This window comes from Serratia liquefaciens ATCC 27592 (genome assembly GCF_000422085.1).
In the GTDB taxonomy this organism is placed as follows: domain Bacteria; phylum Pseudomonadota; class Gammaproteobacteria; order Enterobacterales; family Enterobacteriaceae; genus Serratia; species Serratia liquefaciens.
Genome location: NC_021741.1, coordinates 3,218,959 through 3,235,025 on the forward strand (window position 1 = coordinate 3,218,959; position 16,067 = coordinate 3,235,025).

Here is a 16,067-nt window from a genome sequence, read left to right on the forward strand (position 1 = left end):
CATCAAACATATATGTTATTTCGAATGTATTGATTTAAATTTTTTAGCGTTACCGGCAGACCGCCCCTAACGCGCGCTGCGCCAGCTCGGTCACCTGCTGTTGCCGGCTAAGGTAAGCCTGTTCGATGATTGCCGCCGCCCAGGCCGGCATATGCGGCGACAGGCGGTAGTAAATCCACTTGCCCTCGCGACGATCGATCAGCAGACCACTTTCACGTAACATCGCGAGGTGACGAGAAACTTTGGGTTGCGATTCCTCCAATGCGCTGACCAATTCGCACACGCACAGCTCACCCGCCTGGCGCAGCAAAAGCACCAGCGTGAGGCGAGTTTCCTCCGACAGATTTTTAAACAATGCCAGTGGCGTCAGTGATGTCATGGGGATCCTCCTTTTACGATAACCGCCATCATAAGCCGAAGGAGGAAAAACGCCAAGTAACACATATGAATTAGTGAATATTAAGGTTTGTGGAGATTGTGCAGAATGGCTCACTTTCGCGATGGTCCGGTGAAAACGCTCACTCAGCCTGAGTTAAGTTTCAGCTATTGATTCCATACGCCAAAGCGACTGTTCATTATGTGCTCTTTCGTTACAATCTCTAGCGTGAAATCCACCGTTTAGAGGGCTCTTATGTACAACTTCTCACGTTATCAGGCAAAAGAACTGGCGCTGGCTTATATGAGCGGCAAAAAACACGACCTGTCACCGCAGGAATTTCTGCAGCAGCTGAAAAGTAGCGAGAAATCTTTCGACTATCTGTTGAAGCACGGCAACGAACAGCCGCGCGAAGTGCTGGTGAAAAGTTTCTAACACCCCGCACCTTAATCTCCCTTCGCCGGTGGCGTACCTATAGGCACGCGTATTCCCGGTCGAATGGCGACGGGGTGTTATCAGCGATCCGGGGTATCCCAATAAGGCCGCTCTCCTCCGAGCTGAGCCAGTAGAAAATCGACAAAGGCCGATACCTTAGCCGGTAAGTATTTGCGCTGTGGATAGACGGCATAAATGGCATGCTCGGGCAGCCGATAGTCCGGCATCAACTCAAGCAGTCGCCCCTGCGCAATATCGTCTCCAACGATGAAAGTCGGCATCTGACAAATCCCCAAACCGGCGATCAACGCTTCACGCAACGCCTCGCTGTTATTCACCTGGTAATTGCCTCTGGGTTGGAAACGTACAGCTCCCGCAGGCCCGTCGAACTGCCATTCGCTCCCCCCGCGGAAATAGCTGTAAAACAAACAGTTATGCTTCGCTAATTGCTCCATGTCCGTCGGTGTTCCACAACGCGCCAGATAAGAGGGTGCTGCGCACAAGACGCTGTTGCACGGCGCAATACGCCGGGCTATCAGGCTCGAGTCGGCCAGTCGACCGATGCGGATCGCCAGGTCATAGCCCCCTTCGACCAAATCGACCAGTTGGTCGTCCATCATCATATTGATCTCCACCGCCGGATAAGCCGCCAGGAAACGGGGGATCAACGGGGCAATATGCAAACGACCAAACACCATGGGTACGCTGATCCTCAGGCAGCCCTGCGGCTGTCCCTGCAAACGGGTGACCGCATCCTCTCCCTCTTGCGCTACGGCGCAGGCATTGCGTGCATAGCCAAAATACTGCTCACCGGCCTCGGTCAGGCTCAAACTGCGGGTGGTTCGCTGCAATAATTGCACGCCCAGCGAGCGTTCCAGCTGGGTGATGCGTTTGCTTACTGCCGATTTGGTGATGCCCAGTCGCTCGGCGGCGGCAGAAAAGCTTTCACATTCCACCACCGCCACAAATACCGGGATTGCTGCAAAGCGATCGTTCATTATCAGTCAACTTTTTCTCAACAATGAGTTTCCATTTTAGTGGATTAAGCTTTAAACAAAAACAATATAGGCTGCTCTTCAAATTAATTTTGAAGTTGAAACCCTGATGCGTGAACGTTTTTCCGATCCTCTGCTGGCGCTGGGCGCCGGTGCCCTATTGGCCCTGATGATTGCCATCAACAGCCTGCTGGCCAGCTATAACTCCCCCTTGCTGGCCTCGTGGTTGGCTCACGGTATGGGCGCCATCACCGCCTGGTTGCTGCTGCTCCTGCTGAACCGTCGTACTCCGCGCCGCGCGCCCTCATCGGCCAGGACGCCTCGCTGGGCTTATTTGGGCGGTCTGCCCGGTGCCTTGACGGTGGTGCTGGCCGCCATTACGGTCAACAGCCCGCTGGCGCTTTCCGGCAGCCTGGCGCTGATGCTCACCGGTCAGGTTTTGTTCGGCATGCTCGCCGACAGCTGCGGCTGGTTTGGCTCGCTTAAACGCCGTTTGAGTCTCAACGATATCGTCGCCACGCTGCTGATCCTCTGCGGCTGCGCTCTGCTCATTTTCCTGAGGTAACGCCCATGTTTACCCTGATAGTCCTTGCTCTACTCAACGGCGTCTGTATCGGCCTCAGCCGCGCAATCAACGGTCGTCTGGCGCTGGATCGTGGCGCTTTTCATGCCTCACTTTGCAATCATATCGTCGGTTTTTTGTTCCTCAGCCTGCTGCTGGTGGCAACCGGCAGCGTCAACGGTGCAACCTTCGGCCAGGCCCCGTGGGGTGCCTACCTTGGCGGTGTCATCGGGGCGTTGTTTGTCGCGCTGAATAGCTATGTTCTGCCGCGTCTCGGCACCCTGCGCGCCGCACTACTGATTATCAGTGGCCAAATGCTGGCAGGCGTGGTTATCGACCGACTGCGCGACAGCGGCGATACCATCAGCGCGCAGATCTTGGGCGTGGGGCTGATCCTGCTGGGCGTCTATGTGGCCCGGATGGAGAAATCGCTGCTTATGCTGATGCTTGAGCCTATTCAGCGGCGGCGTTGATTTCGCCTTGAGAGACGAATATTTACCATATTCGTACTCAGATACGAATTATTGACATATTCGCCTTGAGGTGCGAAATTTACCGATAACTCCCGCTTCAGAGTAGAAAAGAGATGCCAGCACAAGTTAGCGTGATCACCGGCGATCTGGTCAATTCACGGCAATTAGACACCACTCACTACATTACCGGGTTAAATGCCCTGCTGAGTCAATTGCAACGGGCTACGCTTATTGAGCGATTCGAGATTTTCCGTGGCGATGCTTTTCAAGCGGTGGCCGAACCGCAATCCGGTTTGCTGCTGGCGGTGTATATCCGTATTGCGCTTAGAGCGATGGACTCACGCCATTGGGATGCCCGCATCGCCGTTGGCCTCGGCAGCGACCAGGGACAAACCTCTGGTTATGGCAGCGCCTTTGTGAATTCTGGCCAGGCCCTGGACGCTTTGATGAAAAATTGCCGACTGGCTCTAAAAAATGACAATGAGCAGACAAATGCCATTGTCAGCGATCTATTGCCGATGTTAGATCATGTGATTAGCCGCCTTTCACAGACCGAAGCGCAGGTCGTCCAGGCACGTTTCTTCGCCGACACCAGCCAAGAGGTAGCGGAAAAGCTGCAAAAGGCCGCCTCCACCGTTTCTGCTACGCTGAAACGCGCGGCCTACGAGGAAATGATGCGATTTATTCACGCGATTAACAGGATCACCTGAATATGGATTTGAGCTACGCGCCGTTGCTGACCTGGTTGCTGGTGGTTCACCTGCTTGCCGACTTCCCGCTGCAGCCGCGCAGTTGGGTCGAGGATAAGGCTCGTCACCGCGCACGTTCTCGTTTCCTGTTGCTGCATGCCTTACTGCACGGCGTGCTGGCCGCCTGGGTGGTGGCCGGTTTTGCGTTGCTGCATGGCGGACTCTCTTCCGGCCAGGTGCTGACCGCCCTGTTGGTTATCGCCATCAGCCACTGGCTGATTGACCTGTTGAAGGTCACGTTATTGACCCGCATCAGTCAAGCGGGCGGTTTTCTGCTCGATCAAGGCCTGCATCTTACGGTGATTGCACTGCTGTGGCTGTCGCTGACGCCCAATGCCCATGGCCTGCTTAGCACGCTGGGAGCGGCCATAGCCGGCTGGCAGGCTGGACTGGTTGTGGTGACGTATTTGGTGATTTACATGCCGATGGGCGTGCTTATCGGCCAGCTTTTGGCTCACTGGGCACCGCAGATGCCTCCTTCAGCCAAAGCCGATAACGACTCGTTATTACGTGCGGGCAAGCAAATTGGCTATCTGGAAAGAACGCTGATCCTGACCTTTGTGCTGATCGGCCAAATCCCGGCGGTCGGTTTTTTGCTGGCGGCCAAGTCAATCTTTCGCTTTGGCGATTTGCGCCAGAGCGATGACAAAATGCGTACCGAGTATGTGCTACTGGGTACGCTGTTTTCCTTTACCCTAACCATCATGCTGGGTCTGCTGGTGAAAAAAATGCTGTAGAGGCGGATAATATTTCGCCCCTACAGCCGGCACTTATTACAACCACTCACCGAAGCGGCGAATATAGAAACGCTTCATCAGCTGCGCCACCACGCAGTAGCTCACCAAGGTACCTGCCAGCCACGGGAAGTATTCCCACGGCAACGGCTGCAACCCAACCAGTGCGCCCAGCGGCGAGAACGGCAGATAGATACCCAGCCCCATCACCAGCGCCGTGGTCAGCAACACCGGCAGCGCGGCGGTGCTCTGAATAAACGGGATCTTCTGGGTGCGCAGCATATGCACCACCAGGGTTTGCGACAGCAAGCCTTCAATAAACCAGCCGGACTGGAACAACGCCTGATGCTCTACGCTGTTGGCGGCGAAAACAAACCACATCAGCGCATAGGTAGTGATATCAAAGATGGACGACGTTGGCCCAATCCACAGCATAAAGCGGCCAATGTTTTTCGCATCCCACTTGCGCGGCTTGCGCAGGAACTCTTTGTCCATCTTGTCCCACGGCAGCGACAGCTGAGAGATATCGTACATCAGGTTCTGGATCAGCAGGTGGATCGCCAGCATCGGCAAGAACGGAATAAAGGCGCTGGCCACCAGCACCGAAAACACGTTGCCGAAGTTGGAGCTGGCGGTCATGTTCAGGTACTTGATGATATTGCCGAAAGTCTCCCGTCCCTTGATCACCCCCTCTTCCAGCACCATCAGATTTTTTTCCAGCAAAATGATGTCTGCCGACTCTTTGGCGATGTCCGTACCGGTGTCGACCGAAATGCCCACGTCGGCATCGCGCAGCGCCGGCGCATCGTTAATGCCGTCGCCGAGGAACCCGACGGTATGGCCATTCGCCTGCAGCATTTTCAACACTCGCGACTTCTGCAGCGGCGTCAGTTTGGTGAAGACCGTGCGCTGTTCCACTTCTTGCGCCAGCATGGCGTCGTCCATCTGTTCAATTTGCGGACCGGAAAGCGGTTCACCCGGCTCCAGGCCAACATCGCGGCAGATTTTGCAGGTGATCACCGGGTTATCACCGGTCAAAACCTTAATCGCTACGCCGTTTTCCTGCAGGGCGGCGATCGCTTCCTGTGCGCTCTCCTTCGGTGGATCGAGGAAGGTCAGAACGCCCTGGATCACCATATCGCGTTCATCGATAATACTCAGCGGCAGAGCATTTTTCTGTTCGCCCAGATCTCGCGTTGCCAGTACCAGCACGCGGAATCCCTCTTCGTTATATTGAGCGGCAAGCGCCTGCAACGCCTCACGCCGAGCCTGATCCAGCGGTAAAATCTGCTGCCCGTCGCGCACATGGGTGGCAATTTCGAGCATTTCCTCCACCGCCCCTTTGCAAATCAGGCGTTGTTGGCCATTTTCATCCGCCACCACGATCGATAAACGGCGGCGTATAAAATCAAAGGGCAGCTCATCGACCTTGCTGTAGCGGCCCAACGCCTCGATGCCCGGCTTGCCGCGACCAAAACGGATCACCGCCTGGTCCATCAGGTTTTTCATTCCGCTCTGGTGGAAGCTGTTCAACCAGGCCAGGTGCAGCACCTCATTGTCTTTGGTCCCGCTGGCATCCAGATGGTGCTCAAGGATGATGCGATCCTGCGTCAGGGTGCCGGTTTTGTCGGTGCACAACACGTCCATCGCGCCAAAGTTCTGAATGGCGTTCAAACGCTTGACCACCACTTTGCGTCGCGACATGGCGATAGCGCCCTTCGCCAGGTTGGAACTGACGATCATCGGCAGCATTTCTGGCGTCAACCCAACCGCTACCGCCAGGGCAAACAGCGCGGCTTCGCTCCAGTCACCTTTGGTGAACCCGTTGATCAGCAACACAATGGGCACCATCACCAACATAAAGCGGATCAGCAGCCAACTGACGCTGTTAACCCCACGATCAAACGCGGTTTGCGAACGAGTGCCGACAATCGACTTCGCCAGCGACCCGAAATAGGTGCGTCCGCCGGTTGCCACCACCACCGCAGTGGCGGTACCACTGGCGACGTTGGTGCCCATCAGGCAGATGTTCGACAGCTCCAACAGCGCATGTTCGCTGGAGACTTCGTCCTCACTCGATTTTTGGCTGACGTTGCCCATAACGTCGTATTTCTCAATCGGGATCGCCTCGCCGGTCAGAATGGCCTGGCTGATAAACAGATCGCGCGACGCCAGCAGGCGAACGTCCGCCGGTACCATATCCCCGGCAGAGAGCTGAATAATATCGCCCGGCACCAGTTCGCGGATCGGGACCTCCAGCGTCAGCGGATGTGCGCTGTAGCTGCTGCGACGCATCACCGTTGCAGTGGTTCGCACCATCGACTTCAGCGTTTCCGCCGCCTTGTTGGTGCGGTATTCCTGCCAGAAGCGCAGCAGCCCGCTGAGTGACACCATCACCAGAATGATGATGACACCGGTGAGATCGGTTTCTTCACCGCGCCGGGCAGGCAGCCAGTAATCGGTAAAGAAACTGATCGCAGCCAGCACCATCAGTACATAGATAAACGGGTTATTAAAGGCGCTGAACAACTGCACCAACGCGTGCGGAGCCTTCTCATGAGCCACCTGATTAATACCAAACTGCGTCAGGCGTTCATCAACATCCTCCTGGGTTAATCCATTACGGTTGCATTTTAAATTTGCCAGCGTCTGGTCAACGCTGTTTTTCGCCTCTTGTGCGATGGCGTATGGCGTCGATTTTTTATCCCGGCGACGTACGGTTTCATTAATATAGGTCATAATGCAATTCTCTTATCTTACTCTGCGCACAGGGATACCCCGCCTGATTAACAGGTGAATAAGCACAGAATGGAATTTATTTAGTTGGCGTGATTAACGCGAATTATTGCCGCGTCGTGCACGCTGAATAATTAAACTTTCGGGGTCACCGTCCATGACGCCTCCTTATCACTGAGTACAGTGAAACATTAATGACTTATTAGACAGGCAATTCAGAAGCGATACGCCAACGTACAGCACTGACGCTTTTTTCCAGACTGACGCGACAGACAATACCCTCAATCTCTTTTTGCACCGAAGGGTTAGCGGTTATTTCCGCGCAAACCTCCAGCTGGCCGGGAATAGCAATATCGGCACTGCGCAATGATTGTAATCTTAATGGCACGCCATTTAGCGCCTGTAATATCAGGGTGCGTACCAGTATTTCATCCTGCTCGCCGCAGGTGACCTGTATGCGGTAGCACACCTCCAGATCGGTCGCCTGTTGTTGCGGCTGCAGATTGATGCGCTGCGCCGCTTCGCGCAGCAGAATATTGGCGCACAGGATCACCAGCGTCGCCAGCACCGCGTTCCAATACTGCCCCAGGCCGCACAGCACGCCTATTGCGGCTGAGCACCAGAGCGTGGCCGCCGTATTAAGGCCGCGGATATTCAGGCCTTCACGCATGATCACCCCGGCTCCCAAAAAGCCGATGCCAGAGACAATTTGTGCCGCAACCCGGCCAGCGCTGGAAGGGTCGGTAGACATGGAGCTGAGGATAAATACCGCCGCCCCGGTCGCCACCAGTGCATTGGTACGCAGGCCGGCCATACGCTGGCGCCATTGCCGTTCTGCGCCAATAACGGCGCCCAGGCTCATCGCCAGTAATAAATTTAAAACAAAAGGAGTCATAGCCATGACTTTCCCCTTAAATAACCACAGGAGATAAAATCATGTGCTTTTTAGCACACGCGAAATCGCGCCGATAATAAATCAGCGATTGAGCGTATAAGTGCCAGGAGGGAATAGGCTGTGGCTGCAAATAACCATAATTACGTCCAAATCAATTCACCCGATGCCATTTGGCCTCAGGAACAACAGTCAGATTCGGGTTTGCACAGCTCGGAATAACCAGAGAGGGGTGCTGCCCGCCGTTTTCGGCAAGCAACAAATCAGAAGAGGATTGGTCAGCTTGCCTTATTTATATCACTGCAACTAAAACTGTCCAATTGTGTTTCCTCTTTGAAATTTTGGCTGAGTATAGTGACGCAGAGTGACGATGTAAAGGCGAATTTATTAAACGGAAATTAAACTCAATAACCCCAATATTTGATGAGTCACACGATTATAACTTATTGGCATTGGGCAATTGGCTAATTACCGATAAGCTTGAGCTTCAACAGGACAATCATCCTCAAGGACACGCATTCAATGAACCTGCTTCGCCTTTCCATCAGCCTCGCCCTGCTTGCCGGTTTTCCCGCTCAGGCCCTGCTCTTGCAACAGGGCGAAACGCGTTTCGATATCGATCCTGCCACGCTGCAAATCGTTGCGGGAAAAAACCAGGTTAACCAGGCACTGGCTGGGCAAACCGTGGCTGAACTGCAAAGCACATCGACGCAGGCAAGCTGGCAATGGCCCAACAGCGCCATGCAGGTTACCGTCAAATTGGAGGGTGGCGATCTGCGCTTGAGTTTCAGCAGCAAGCGGGCACAAACCCTGAATTGGTTCAGGCTGCCGTCGCAGGCAACGACCCTGCTGCTGCCGATTGGCGAAGGTAGCCGCATCCCGCTGGACAATCCCGTCTGGCGGAATTATCTGGTCAAGGAAATGACGCCGCTGGATACCAACTGGGATCTGAAACTGCCGCTGTGGAGCCAGCAACAGCAAGGCAAGGTCTACAGTTGGTTACTGCTAACCCCATTCAGCAACCAGGTAACCTTCGCCAGCGCAGGAAAGGGACTCGCCATGCGCAGTAGTCATGAGTTCAACCGCTTTAATCAGCAGCAGGCTTTCGAGGTGCTGCTGCACGTGGGAGACACGCCGCTGTCCGGCGCGCGCCGTTACCGTGAATACCTGCAACAAAGCGGTCAGTTCAGCAGCCTGCGAGATAAAATCCGCATCGCGCCGGAAGGCGAAAAGTTGATTGGTGCTACGCACATTTATCTGTGGGGCGACAAACTGCTGGCGGTGAACGACGTGAAAGATTGGCCGGGTCTGTTGGCCTGGCTTATCACCCCCAAGGGTGAAGTTCTGTGGCGGAAAATGGATGCCGATAGCCAAAAAACCGTGCGCACGCTGGCGGAAAAAACGCCGCAGGGCTGGCAACAGCAAGCGCTGATTGATGCCCTTAATCAGGCGCTGGTGACACTGACACCGCTCAAGGCGACGCCGGATGACGCCGACTTCTTATCGGCACAACGCCAACAGGCCGCGGATATCCGGGCATTGGCGCTACGGCAACTCGGGCCCTATCTGACTGCGCCGGAGAGCTGGGGACAGGGGCTGGCTAGCCCCCTGGTCGAGTCGCTGCAGCAGGCCGGCCTGCCTCGGCTGTGGTTGGGTACCGACAACTGGACCGCCGAGTTTCTGCACCCGCATGCGGTAGAAAGCGCCAAAAAGGCGGGATACCTGATCGCCAGCTACGATTCTTACGACACCGCCATTCCACGTGGAGTCAATGACAGCTGGTTAACCGCCCAACTGCCGACGTCCCTGCGAGAAAAGTGCGCCATCGTGCGTGCCGACGGCAGTAAGAAACCCGGCTTCGGCAAACAAGGCTACTACCTGAATCCAGGCTGCGTACTGCCTTACTCTCAACAGCGGATGACCGAACTGGTGCGACTGGCCGGGCTGAACAGCCTGTTCCTCGACGTTGACGGTACCGGGATGGTCTCTGACGATTATCAGCCCAACCACCCGACCGGTGCCGAGCAAATGGCGCAGGCTCGCAATGCGCGGCTGGCCTGGTTCAGCAATACCCTTCGCCTGCCGCTCGGCTCCGAAGATGGCAATGCGGTGACCGCACGCCACATCATGTTTGCCCACGGCATGGAAACCTGGGGATTTGGCTGGGGCGATAAGCAGATGAATCACGATAAGTCCTCCCCTTATTACCTGGGTGCCTGGTGGCCCAATGCCCAACCGGCCTTCTTCTTCAGCCCGGCCAAGGTGAAGGAACCCTACCGCACGGTGGAATTCGATCCGCGCTATCGCCTGCCCATGTATCAGGCGGTGTTCCACGACGCGGTGATCAGCAGCCACCACTGGAACTACGACAACCTGAAATTCAGCGATGTCAAAACCACCCGCAGCCTGCTGAGCCAGCTCTACAATACCGCGCCGATGTTCCATCTCAGCCGTGCCACGCTGCAGGCGCGCCTGCCGCAAATCAAACAGGCCGACGCCGCCTTCCGTCCGCTGCATCAGGCCCTTTGGGATAAAGCGCTGATCGATTTCCGCTGGCTGGATAAAGCCGGGTGGGTGCAGCAAACCACCTTCAGCGACGGCACCACGCTGACCGCCAATTTTGGCGAGCAGCCGTTCGACGGCATAGCCGCCCAGAGTCTGCGTGCCAAACTGGCGGACGGTCGCACCCTGAACGTTACGCCATAGCAACACCGATCAGGGTGAACTACGCTAGGTTCAGTCCCCTGACCGTCACCGCTGGAGTTGATAATGGATAGCCTTACTCAAACGCTGCTCGCAGAGATCGAGCAAAGCTTTGGTCACGACGCCTTTTCGACGGGGTCGGTGACGGTCAGCGGCGAAGGTGTGCTGAGCAGCGCATTCCCAGTCAGCGAATTGGCGACCGCCTGCTGGGCCGCCGCCGGGCTGGCCTGCGCCCGACTGCTGCAACAGAATCGCAGCGCAGCACCGCAGGTGTTTGTCGATCGACGGTTGGCGTCCTTATGGTTCGGCTGGACGTTACGTCCACTAGGTTGGTCATTGCCTGCGGCCTGGGACGCGTTGGCGGGCGATTATGCCACCAGCGACGGTTGGATCCGCCTGCATACCAATGCACCGCATCACCGTAAAGCCGTAGAGCAAGTGCTCGGTCCGAATCAGGATAAAAATGGGTTGGCGCAAAAGGTGCTGGCATGGAAAAAAAACGAGCTGGAGCAGGCGGTGATAGAGGCCGGTGGCTGCGCGGCGCAAATGCTTTCTGTCGAAGCGTGGCGGCAGCATACCCAAGGTAAAAGCGTTGCCCTGGAACCGCTGATCCATCAGACGCAACTTCAGGAAGCTGCGACGCCAGTCTGGACGCTGCCCAACGCCAGGCCGCTGCACGGCGTACGGGTGCTGGATCTGACGCGGATTATCGCCGGCCCGGTAGCCACCCGTTTTCTCGCCGGTTTAGGGGCGGACGTATTGCGTATCGATCCCTACGGCTGGGACGAACCGGCTGTTGAGCATGAGGTGATGCTCGGCAAACGCAGTGCACGATTGAACCTGACCAACGTCCACGATCGCCACACCTTTGAACATCTGCTGAAAAACGCCGATGTTATCGTGCACGGCTATCGCGCCGGAGCCTTGGAAAAACTGGGTTATGGCGCGGAACAACGACAGGCTTTATCTCCGGGATTGATCGACGTTTGCCTGAATGCCTATGGCTGGAGCGGTCCGTGGCGCGGGCGGCGCGGTTTCGACAGTCTGGTACAGATGAGTTGTGGTCTGGCAGAGGCGGGCATGACGTGGAAAGGCGCCCCTCACCCCGTACCCTTGCCGGTACAAGCGCTGGACCACGCCACCGGTTACCTGATGGCCACGGCGGTGCTGCAGGGCATCCGCCGACGTCTGCAAAATGGCACCGGCTACAGCGCCCGGCTGTCGCTGGCCCGAACGGCAGAGCTGCTGTTGCGTCATCCTTACCCGCCACAACATTCGGGAGAACCACTGGCGCCGTCGGTTGATGCAGATGAAAACCCGGAAACCGAACTGACCTGCTGGGGCCCGGCGCAACGTCTTAACCCCGCGTTATGGTTCAATGGCACCGCGCTACTTTGGGCACTGCCGGCCACCCCGCTCGGCCGCTCGCAACCGGCCTGGCGACGACGCTGAACTCAGGCCAATTGACGCTGCAACCAATGTAACAAGGCTTCGACCCCCGGCGTCAACCCGGAGTTTTGCGGCCAGACCAGATAAAAATCAACCGGTTCGAGTTGCCGAGCCGCAGCCAACGACACCAGCCGGCCCTCGGTTAGCGCATCGCTCACCAAAAGTCTTTTCACCAGCGCGATACCAAATCCCTGTTCGGCCGCGCGGATCAACAAGCCAGCGTCATTGAACGACGCCAGAGGCCTGCCATACTCCCTCTGCTGATGCACCAAAAACCAACTGCGCCATGGCGTAACATCATGCTCCAGCAGCGGCATGCCTGGCGTACCATCGTCGAAGGCCGCCTGCCATTGGCGCGCCAACGCAGGGGTTGCGACCGGCACCACCTCTCCCCTGGCAATAAGTTGCGCCTGCATATCCGCCCATTGCCCATTGCCAAGACGAATAGCCGCATCAAAACCTTTGCGCGTCAGATCCTGCACCGCCAGCGAGGCATCGATATCCAACGTAATATCGGCACAGGCCGCGTGAAAAGACGACAGCCGCGGCATTAACCAGTAATGAGCGAAAGAAGGCAAGACGCTGATACGCAGAGCCTGACTTTGCGCAACGCGCCTGACCCGGCCAATCCCCTGTTGCAATGCTTCCAGCGTTGGTTCGGCCACCGCCAACAGCTCGCGCCCGGCAGCGTTCAGACGCAGCCCCCGCCCCTGCCGTTCAAACAACGGACAGCCCATCGCCTGTTCAAGCTGCTGGATCTGCTGGCTGACGGCACCGTGGGTAAGGTGCACCTGCTGGGCGGTGGCGCGCAGGTTCTCTAGCCGGGCGGCAATTACAAAGGTCGGCAGAAAGTGTAAAGGAATACGCTCATCGAACATTGGTTAGCCCTGCTATCCAAAAAGGGTATTTTTCATCGATTTTCGCGCCAAAGTAAAGGGTTTAGGGTGTCACTATTCCCCCTTACGTCCGGAGTTATCGATGCACCCACGTTTGCAGCAAGACCTTGACCAGTTTCCACAGATCCTCGATCACACCCGTCAGTTGGCCGAAACGTTTCTGAGCGGCATAAAACAGCGCCCGGTTTGCCCGCCCTTAGATGCACAGCAACTTCAGCCGGGTGATGACCAACTGGCCGAAGGTGGCAAGGGCGCGATCGCGGCACTGGACCACTTCTGGCAACGTTATGCCGAGGGGATCTCCGCCAGCGCCGGGCCACGTTACTTTGGCTTTGTGACCGGTGGAGCAACCCCGGCGGCACTGGCGGCGGATTGGCTGGTTAGCGCTATCGACCAAAATAGTCAATTGAGCCAGGATACCGTTGCCGCAGCGATTGAATTGGCGACGGTAGACCAGCTAAAAACCTTGCTGGGGCTGCCGGAAACCTTCAATGGCAGTTTTGTCAGCGGGGCGACCATGGCCAACTTTGTCGGTATCGCCATTGGCCGCCAGTGGCTCGGGCAGCAACGCGGCATCGACGTCGCCGCGCAGGGGGTTGCGGCCCTGGGCCCCGTACAGGTGCTGTCGGCGAATCCGCATGCCAGCAGCGTGAAAGCGCTCAGCATGCTGGGGATCGGTCGTGATGCGCTGAAAATTATCGACTGTCTTCCCGGCTCCGAAGCTATAGATCCGGCGGCGCTGGAACGGCATCTGGCTAGCAGCGTCGGCATACCGACTCTCGTCCTGGCCAGTGCCGGCACGGTGAATACCGTGGCCTTCGACGACCTGCAGCAGTTATTGGCGCTGCGGGAACGTTACCCGTTCTGGCTACATGTCGACGCGGCCTTTGGCGGCGTGGCGGCCTGTTCGCCGCTTTATGCAGCGCGCCTGGCAGGCTGGCAGCAGGCGGATTCCATCACCGTTGACGCGCATAAATGGTTGAACGTGCCCTATGACAGCGCTATTCAATTCAGCCGTCATCTGGCATTGCAGATGCAGGTGTTCCAAAACCATTCGGCCTATCTGGAAGCCCCCACGTTACGACCGGACAACTATCTGCATCTGACCCCTGAAAACTCGCGGCGCTTCCGGGCACTCCCTTTATGGATGGCGCTGAAAGCCTATGGTCGCAGCGGCATGCAGGATATGGTGGAACGTAATGTCCGACTGGCAAAACTATTGGGCCAAGAGCTGACGGCCAGCGAGGGTTTCCACCTGCTGGCACCGGTCAATTTAAACGTAGTGTGCTTTGCCCTTAAAAATACCGAAGGCGATGCCGTTGCGGCACGCGATCGTTTTATCGCCCGCCTGGATCGGCATGGCATCGTGCGTTGTACCCCTACTCGCTACAATGGGCAGCCGGGGATCCGTGCTGCGCTGGTCAATTGGATGACGCAGGAAAGCGATATTCATTTGACCCTGGAATCGATGAAGTTCTGTTTGCCGGACCTTGGCTAATCGGGAAAAGTGAAGGCTATTCCTTGCGTGGGACGCTCTATTATTACGGCCGGGAGTCAACGGCCGTAAACCTTTATCAATAATTTATAATTGACAGCCCGTAACTACGAAGAAATAGTTCAGCAAAACCAATTAATCACTTACTGACATTTTTCACATTTGTCGAAATAGCACGATTGGTCACATCAACTCGTTGTTATACCACCGTTTTTTTTAACAAAAAAACGCATTAATGTTAACTCTATGTGATTATTGATTATCACAAGTGATAAGGACTGGAAGAATAATCATTATCAAAAACAAAAGAATAAAACATAACACTATGATAATATTATTAAATATTAAGTCATACAAATAAAACAACACTCTCTGTGATCAATAAATAAGCTAAAAAATGTTAAAAAAACAACACATGAATTTTTTTTAAGAATTTTCCTAGCAATCTAAAATTTCGTTTCGTGACATGATGGGTTGAATCAATGATAAAAAGACCAGCAGGCACGCGGTTCAAGCACAAATTGGCGTTACCTCACGGCAATTCCTACGCCAGCAGATTATTCTGACTTAAGCTAAACTTATAGATTCACAGTGTTAATTAGTTTAGTAATAAAATATCGTTGAGTACAGCCGTGTTTATTGATAGAACACTGCTTCTACGTGAATTTTTTGTTCCTTTTTTTTGCCTTTTAGGCTTCAGGCTTTTTCTTTTTGTTACCGCGGTAAAACGGATTTAAGTGGGGGTGCGATATGCCAACGATCATTATGGATTCATGCAGCTATACCAGATTAGGTTTGACAGACTACCTGACAACACACGGAGTAAAAAAACGCCAGATTAATGCCATCAACGATATCGACGATCTGCACGAAAAGTGCAGCAAGCTGAAACCCAGCCTGGTTTTTATTAATGAAGACTGCTTTATACACGAAGCGAACGCTACGGAACGTATAAAAGGGGTGATTTCACTACACCCTGACACCTTATTCTTCATCTTTATGGCCATCACCAACGTACATTTCGACGAATATTTATATGTTCGTAAAAATGTCATCATCTCGTCAAAATCAATCAAACCAGAGACTATGAATCAACTACTTAGTCACTATCTGGAGAGAAAAGCGCCCCGCACGGAAAAAACCTCATTTGATCAGACTCCCGTTACGCTGAGCCAAACCGAGTCAAACATGCTGCGCATGTGGATGTCGGGTCAGGGTACTATCCAGATCTCCGACCAGATGCAAATTAAGGCCAAAACCGTGTCTTCCCATAAGGGAAATATCAAAAGAAAAATTAAAACGCACAACAAGCAGATTATTTACCATGTTGTTCGTTTGACCGACACCCTGACCAGTGGAATATTTGTCAATAGCCGCTAGATAAAGGTTTGTCGTTTAGTCTGCCAAACGTTGGTTTTAAATGTCTTTCAGAGTGTCCTGCTGGAAACCGCGCATTTAAATAACCTAAATACCTGCTCGCGACGATACTCTCGGCCGCGACGGGTATTCCCGTTTTAAAAACAGAGCTTTCCTCCCTTTCCGGGATAATTACCTAACGGAAATTTTGCGAAT

14 protein-coding genes are annotated in these 16,067 nt (G+C 54.9%); 9 read left to right on the top strand and 5 right to left on the bottom strand.

Annotation, left to right across the window (positions count from 1 at the left end):
• Window positions 1–49 precede the first annotated feature (49 nt).
• A complete protein-coding gene (locus M495_RS15175; RefSeq protein WP_020827563.1) occupies window positions 50–379 on the bottom strand; it encodes a metalloregulator ArsR/SmtB family transcription factor in 330 nt (109 codons plus the stop codon).
• A 252-nt stretch (window positions 380–631) separates the two neighbouring features.
• Between M495_RS15175 and M495_RS15180 the strand changes: the two genes are divergently transcribed.
• Window positions 632–811 (top strand): hypothetical protein, encoded by a 180-nt coding sequence (locus M495_RS15180; protein WP_020827564.1) that lies wholly within the window; start codon window positions 632–634, stop codon window positions 809–811.
• Between the two features lie 80 nt (window positions 812–891).
• On the opposite strand, the gene M495_RS15185 is transcribed toward M495_RS15180, so the two are convergent.
• Window positions 892–1,809, bottom strand: a complete 918-nt coding sequence (locus M495_RS15185; RefSeq protein WP_020827565.1) for a LysR family transcriptional regulator — start codon at window positions 1,807–1,809, stop codon at window positions 892–894.
• 106 nt (window positions 1,810–1,915) lie between these two features.
• Between M495_RS15185 and M495_RS15190 the strand changes: the two genes are divergently transcribed.
• The 4 genes from M495_RS15190 to M495_RS15205 all read left to right on the top strand — a co-directional run bounded on the left by M495_RS15190 (window position 1,916) and on the right by M495_RS15205 (window position 4,327).
• The gene (locus M495_RS15190; RefSeq protein WP_020827566.1) at window positions 1,916–2,371 is read left to right on the top strand and encodes a DMT family transporter; all 456 of its coding nucleotides are present in this window, start codon (window positions 1,916–1,918) and stop codon (window positions 2,369–2,371) included.
• A gap of 5 nt (window positions 2,372–2,376) precedes the next feature.
• The gene (locus tag M495_RS15195; RefSeq protein WP_020827567.1) at window positions 2,377–2,841 is read left to right on the top strand and encodes a DMT family transporter; all 465 of its coding nucleotides are present in this window, start codon (window positions 2,377–2,379) and stop codon (window positions 2,839–2,841) included.
• Window positions 2,842–2,954: 113 nt separating this feature from the next.
• Window positions 2,955–3,551, top strand: coding sequence for a SatD family protein (locus M495_RS15200; protein WP_020827568.1), 597 nt, complete (start codon window positions 2,955–2,957; stop codon window positions 3,549–3,551).
• 2 nt (window positions 3,552–3,553) lie between these two features.
• Window positions 3,554–4,327 (top strand): DUF3307 domain-containing protein, encoded by a 774-nt coding sequence (locus M495_RS15205; RefSeq protein ID WP_020827569.1) that lies wholly within the window; start codon window positions 3,554–3,556, stop codon window positions 4,325–4,327.
• A gap of 36 nt (window positions 4,328–4,363) precedes the next feature.
• On the opposite strand, the gene mgtA is transcribed toward M495_RS15205, so the two are convergent.
• Complete coding sequence (gene mgtA, locus M495_RS15210) at window positions 4,364–7,063, bottom strand: magnesium-translocating P-type ATPase (protein ID WP_020827570.1); 2,700 nt, start codon at window positions 7,061–7,063, stop codon at window positions 4,364–4,366.
• 199 nt (window positions 7,064–7,262) lie between these two features.
• Entirely contained in the window at window positions 7,263–7,961 is a 699-nt protein-coding gene (locus M495_RS15215; protein WP_020827571.1) for an MgtC family protein, read from the bottom strand.
• Between the two features lie 513 nt (window positions 7,962–8,474).
• Here M495_RS15215 and M495_RS15220 point away from each other — a divergent pair.
• Both M495_RS15220 and M495_RS15225 read left to right on the top strand, forming a co-directional pair.
• Window positions 8,475–10,658, top strand: a complete 2,184-nt coding sequence (locus M495_RS15220) for a glycoside hydrolase (RefSeq protein ID WP_020827572.1) — start codon at window positions 8,475–8,477, stop codon at window positions 10,656–10,658.
• Between the two features lie 63 nt (window positions 10,659–10,721).
• Window positions 10,722–12,107, top strand: coding sequence for a CoA transferase (locus M495_RS15225; RefSeq protein ID WP_020827573.1), 1,386 nt, complete (start codon window positions 10,722–10,724; stop codon window positions 12,105–12,107).
• A gap of 2 nt (window positions 12,108–12,109) precedes the next feature.
• Here the strand turns inward: M495_RS15225 and M495_RS15230 are convergent, their stop codons facing one another.
• The gene (locus M495_RS15230) at window positions 12,110–12,982 is read right to left on the bottom strand and encodes a LysR substrate-binding domain-containing protein (protein WP_020827574.1); all 873 of its coding nucleotides are present in this window, start codon (window positions 12,980–12,982) and stop codon (window positions 12,110–12,112) included.
• Between the two features lie 100 nt (window positions 12,983–13,082).
• Here M495_RS15230 and M495_RS15235 point away from each other — a divergent pair, with 100 nt between their 5' ends.
• Window positions 13,083–14,498 carry a pyridoxal phosphate-dependent decarboxylase family protein gene (locus M495_RS15235; protein WP_020827575.1) on the top strand — a complete coding sequence of 472 codons (1,416 nt, stop codon included), beginning with the start codon at window positions 13,083–13,085 and terminating at the stop codon, window positions 14,496–14,498.
• A gap of 747 nt (window positions 14,499–15,245) precedes the next feature.
• Complete coding sequence (gene rcsA / locus M495_RS15240) at window positions 15,246–15,875, top strand: transcriptional regulator RcsA (protein WP_020827576.1); 630 nt, start codon at window positions 15,246–15,248, stop codon at window positions 15,873–15,875.
• Window positions 15,876–16,067: the final 192 nt, after the last annotated feature.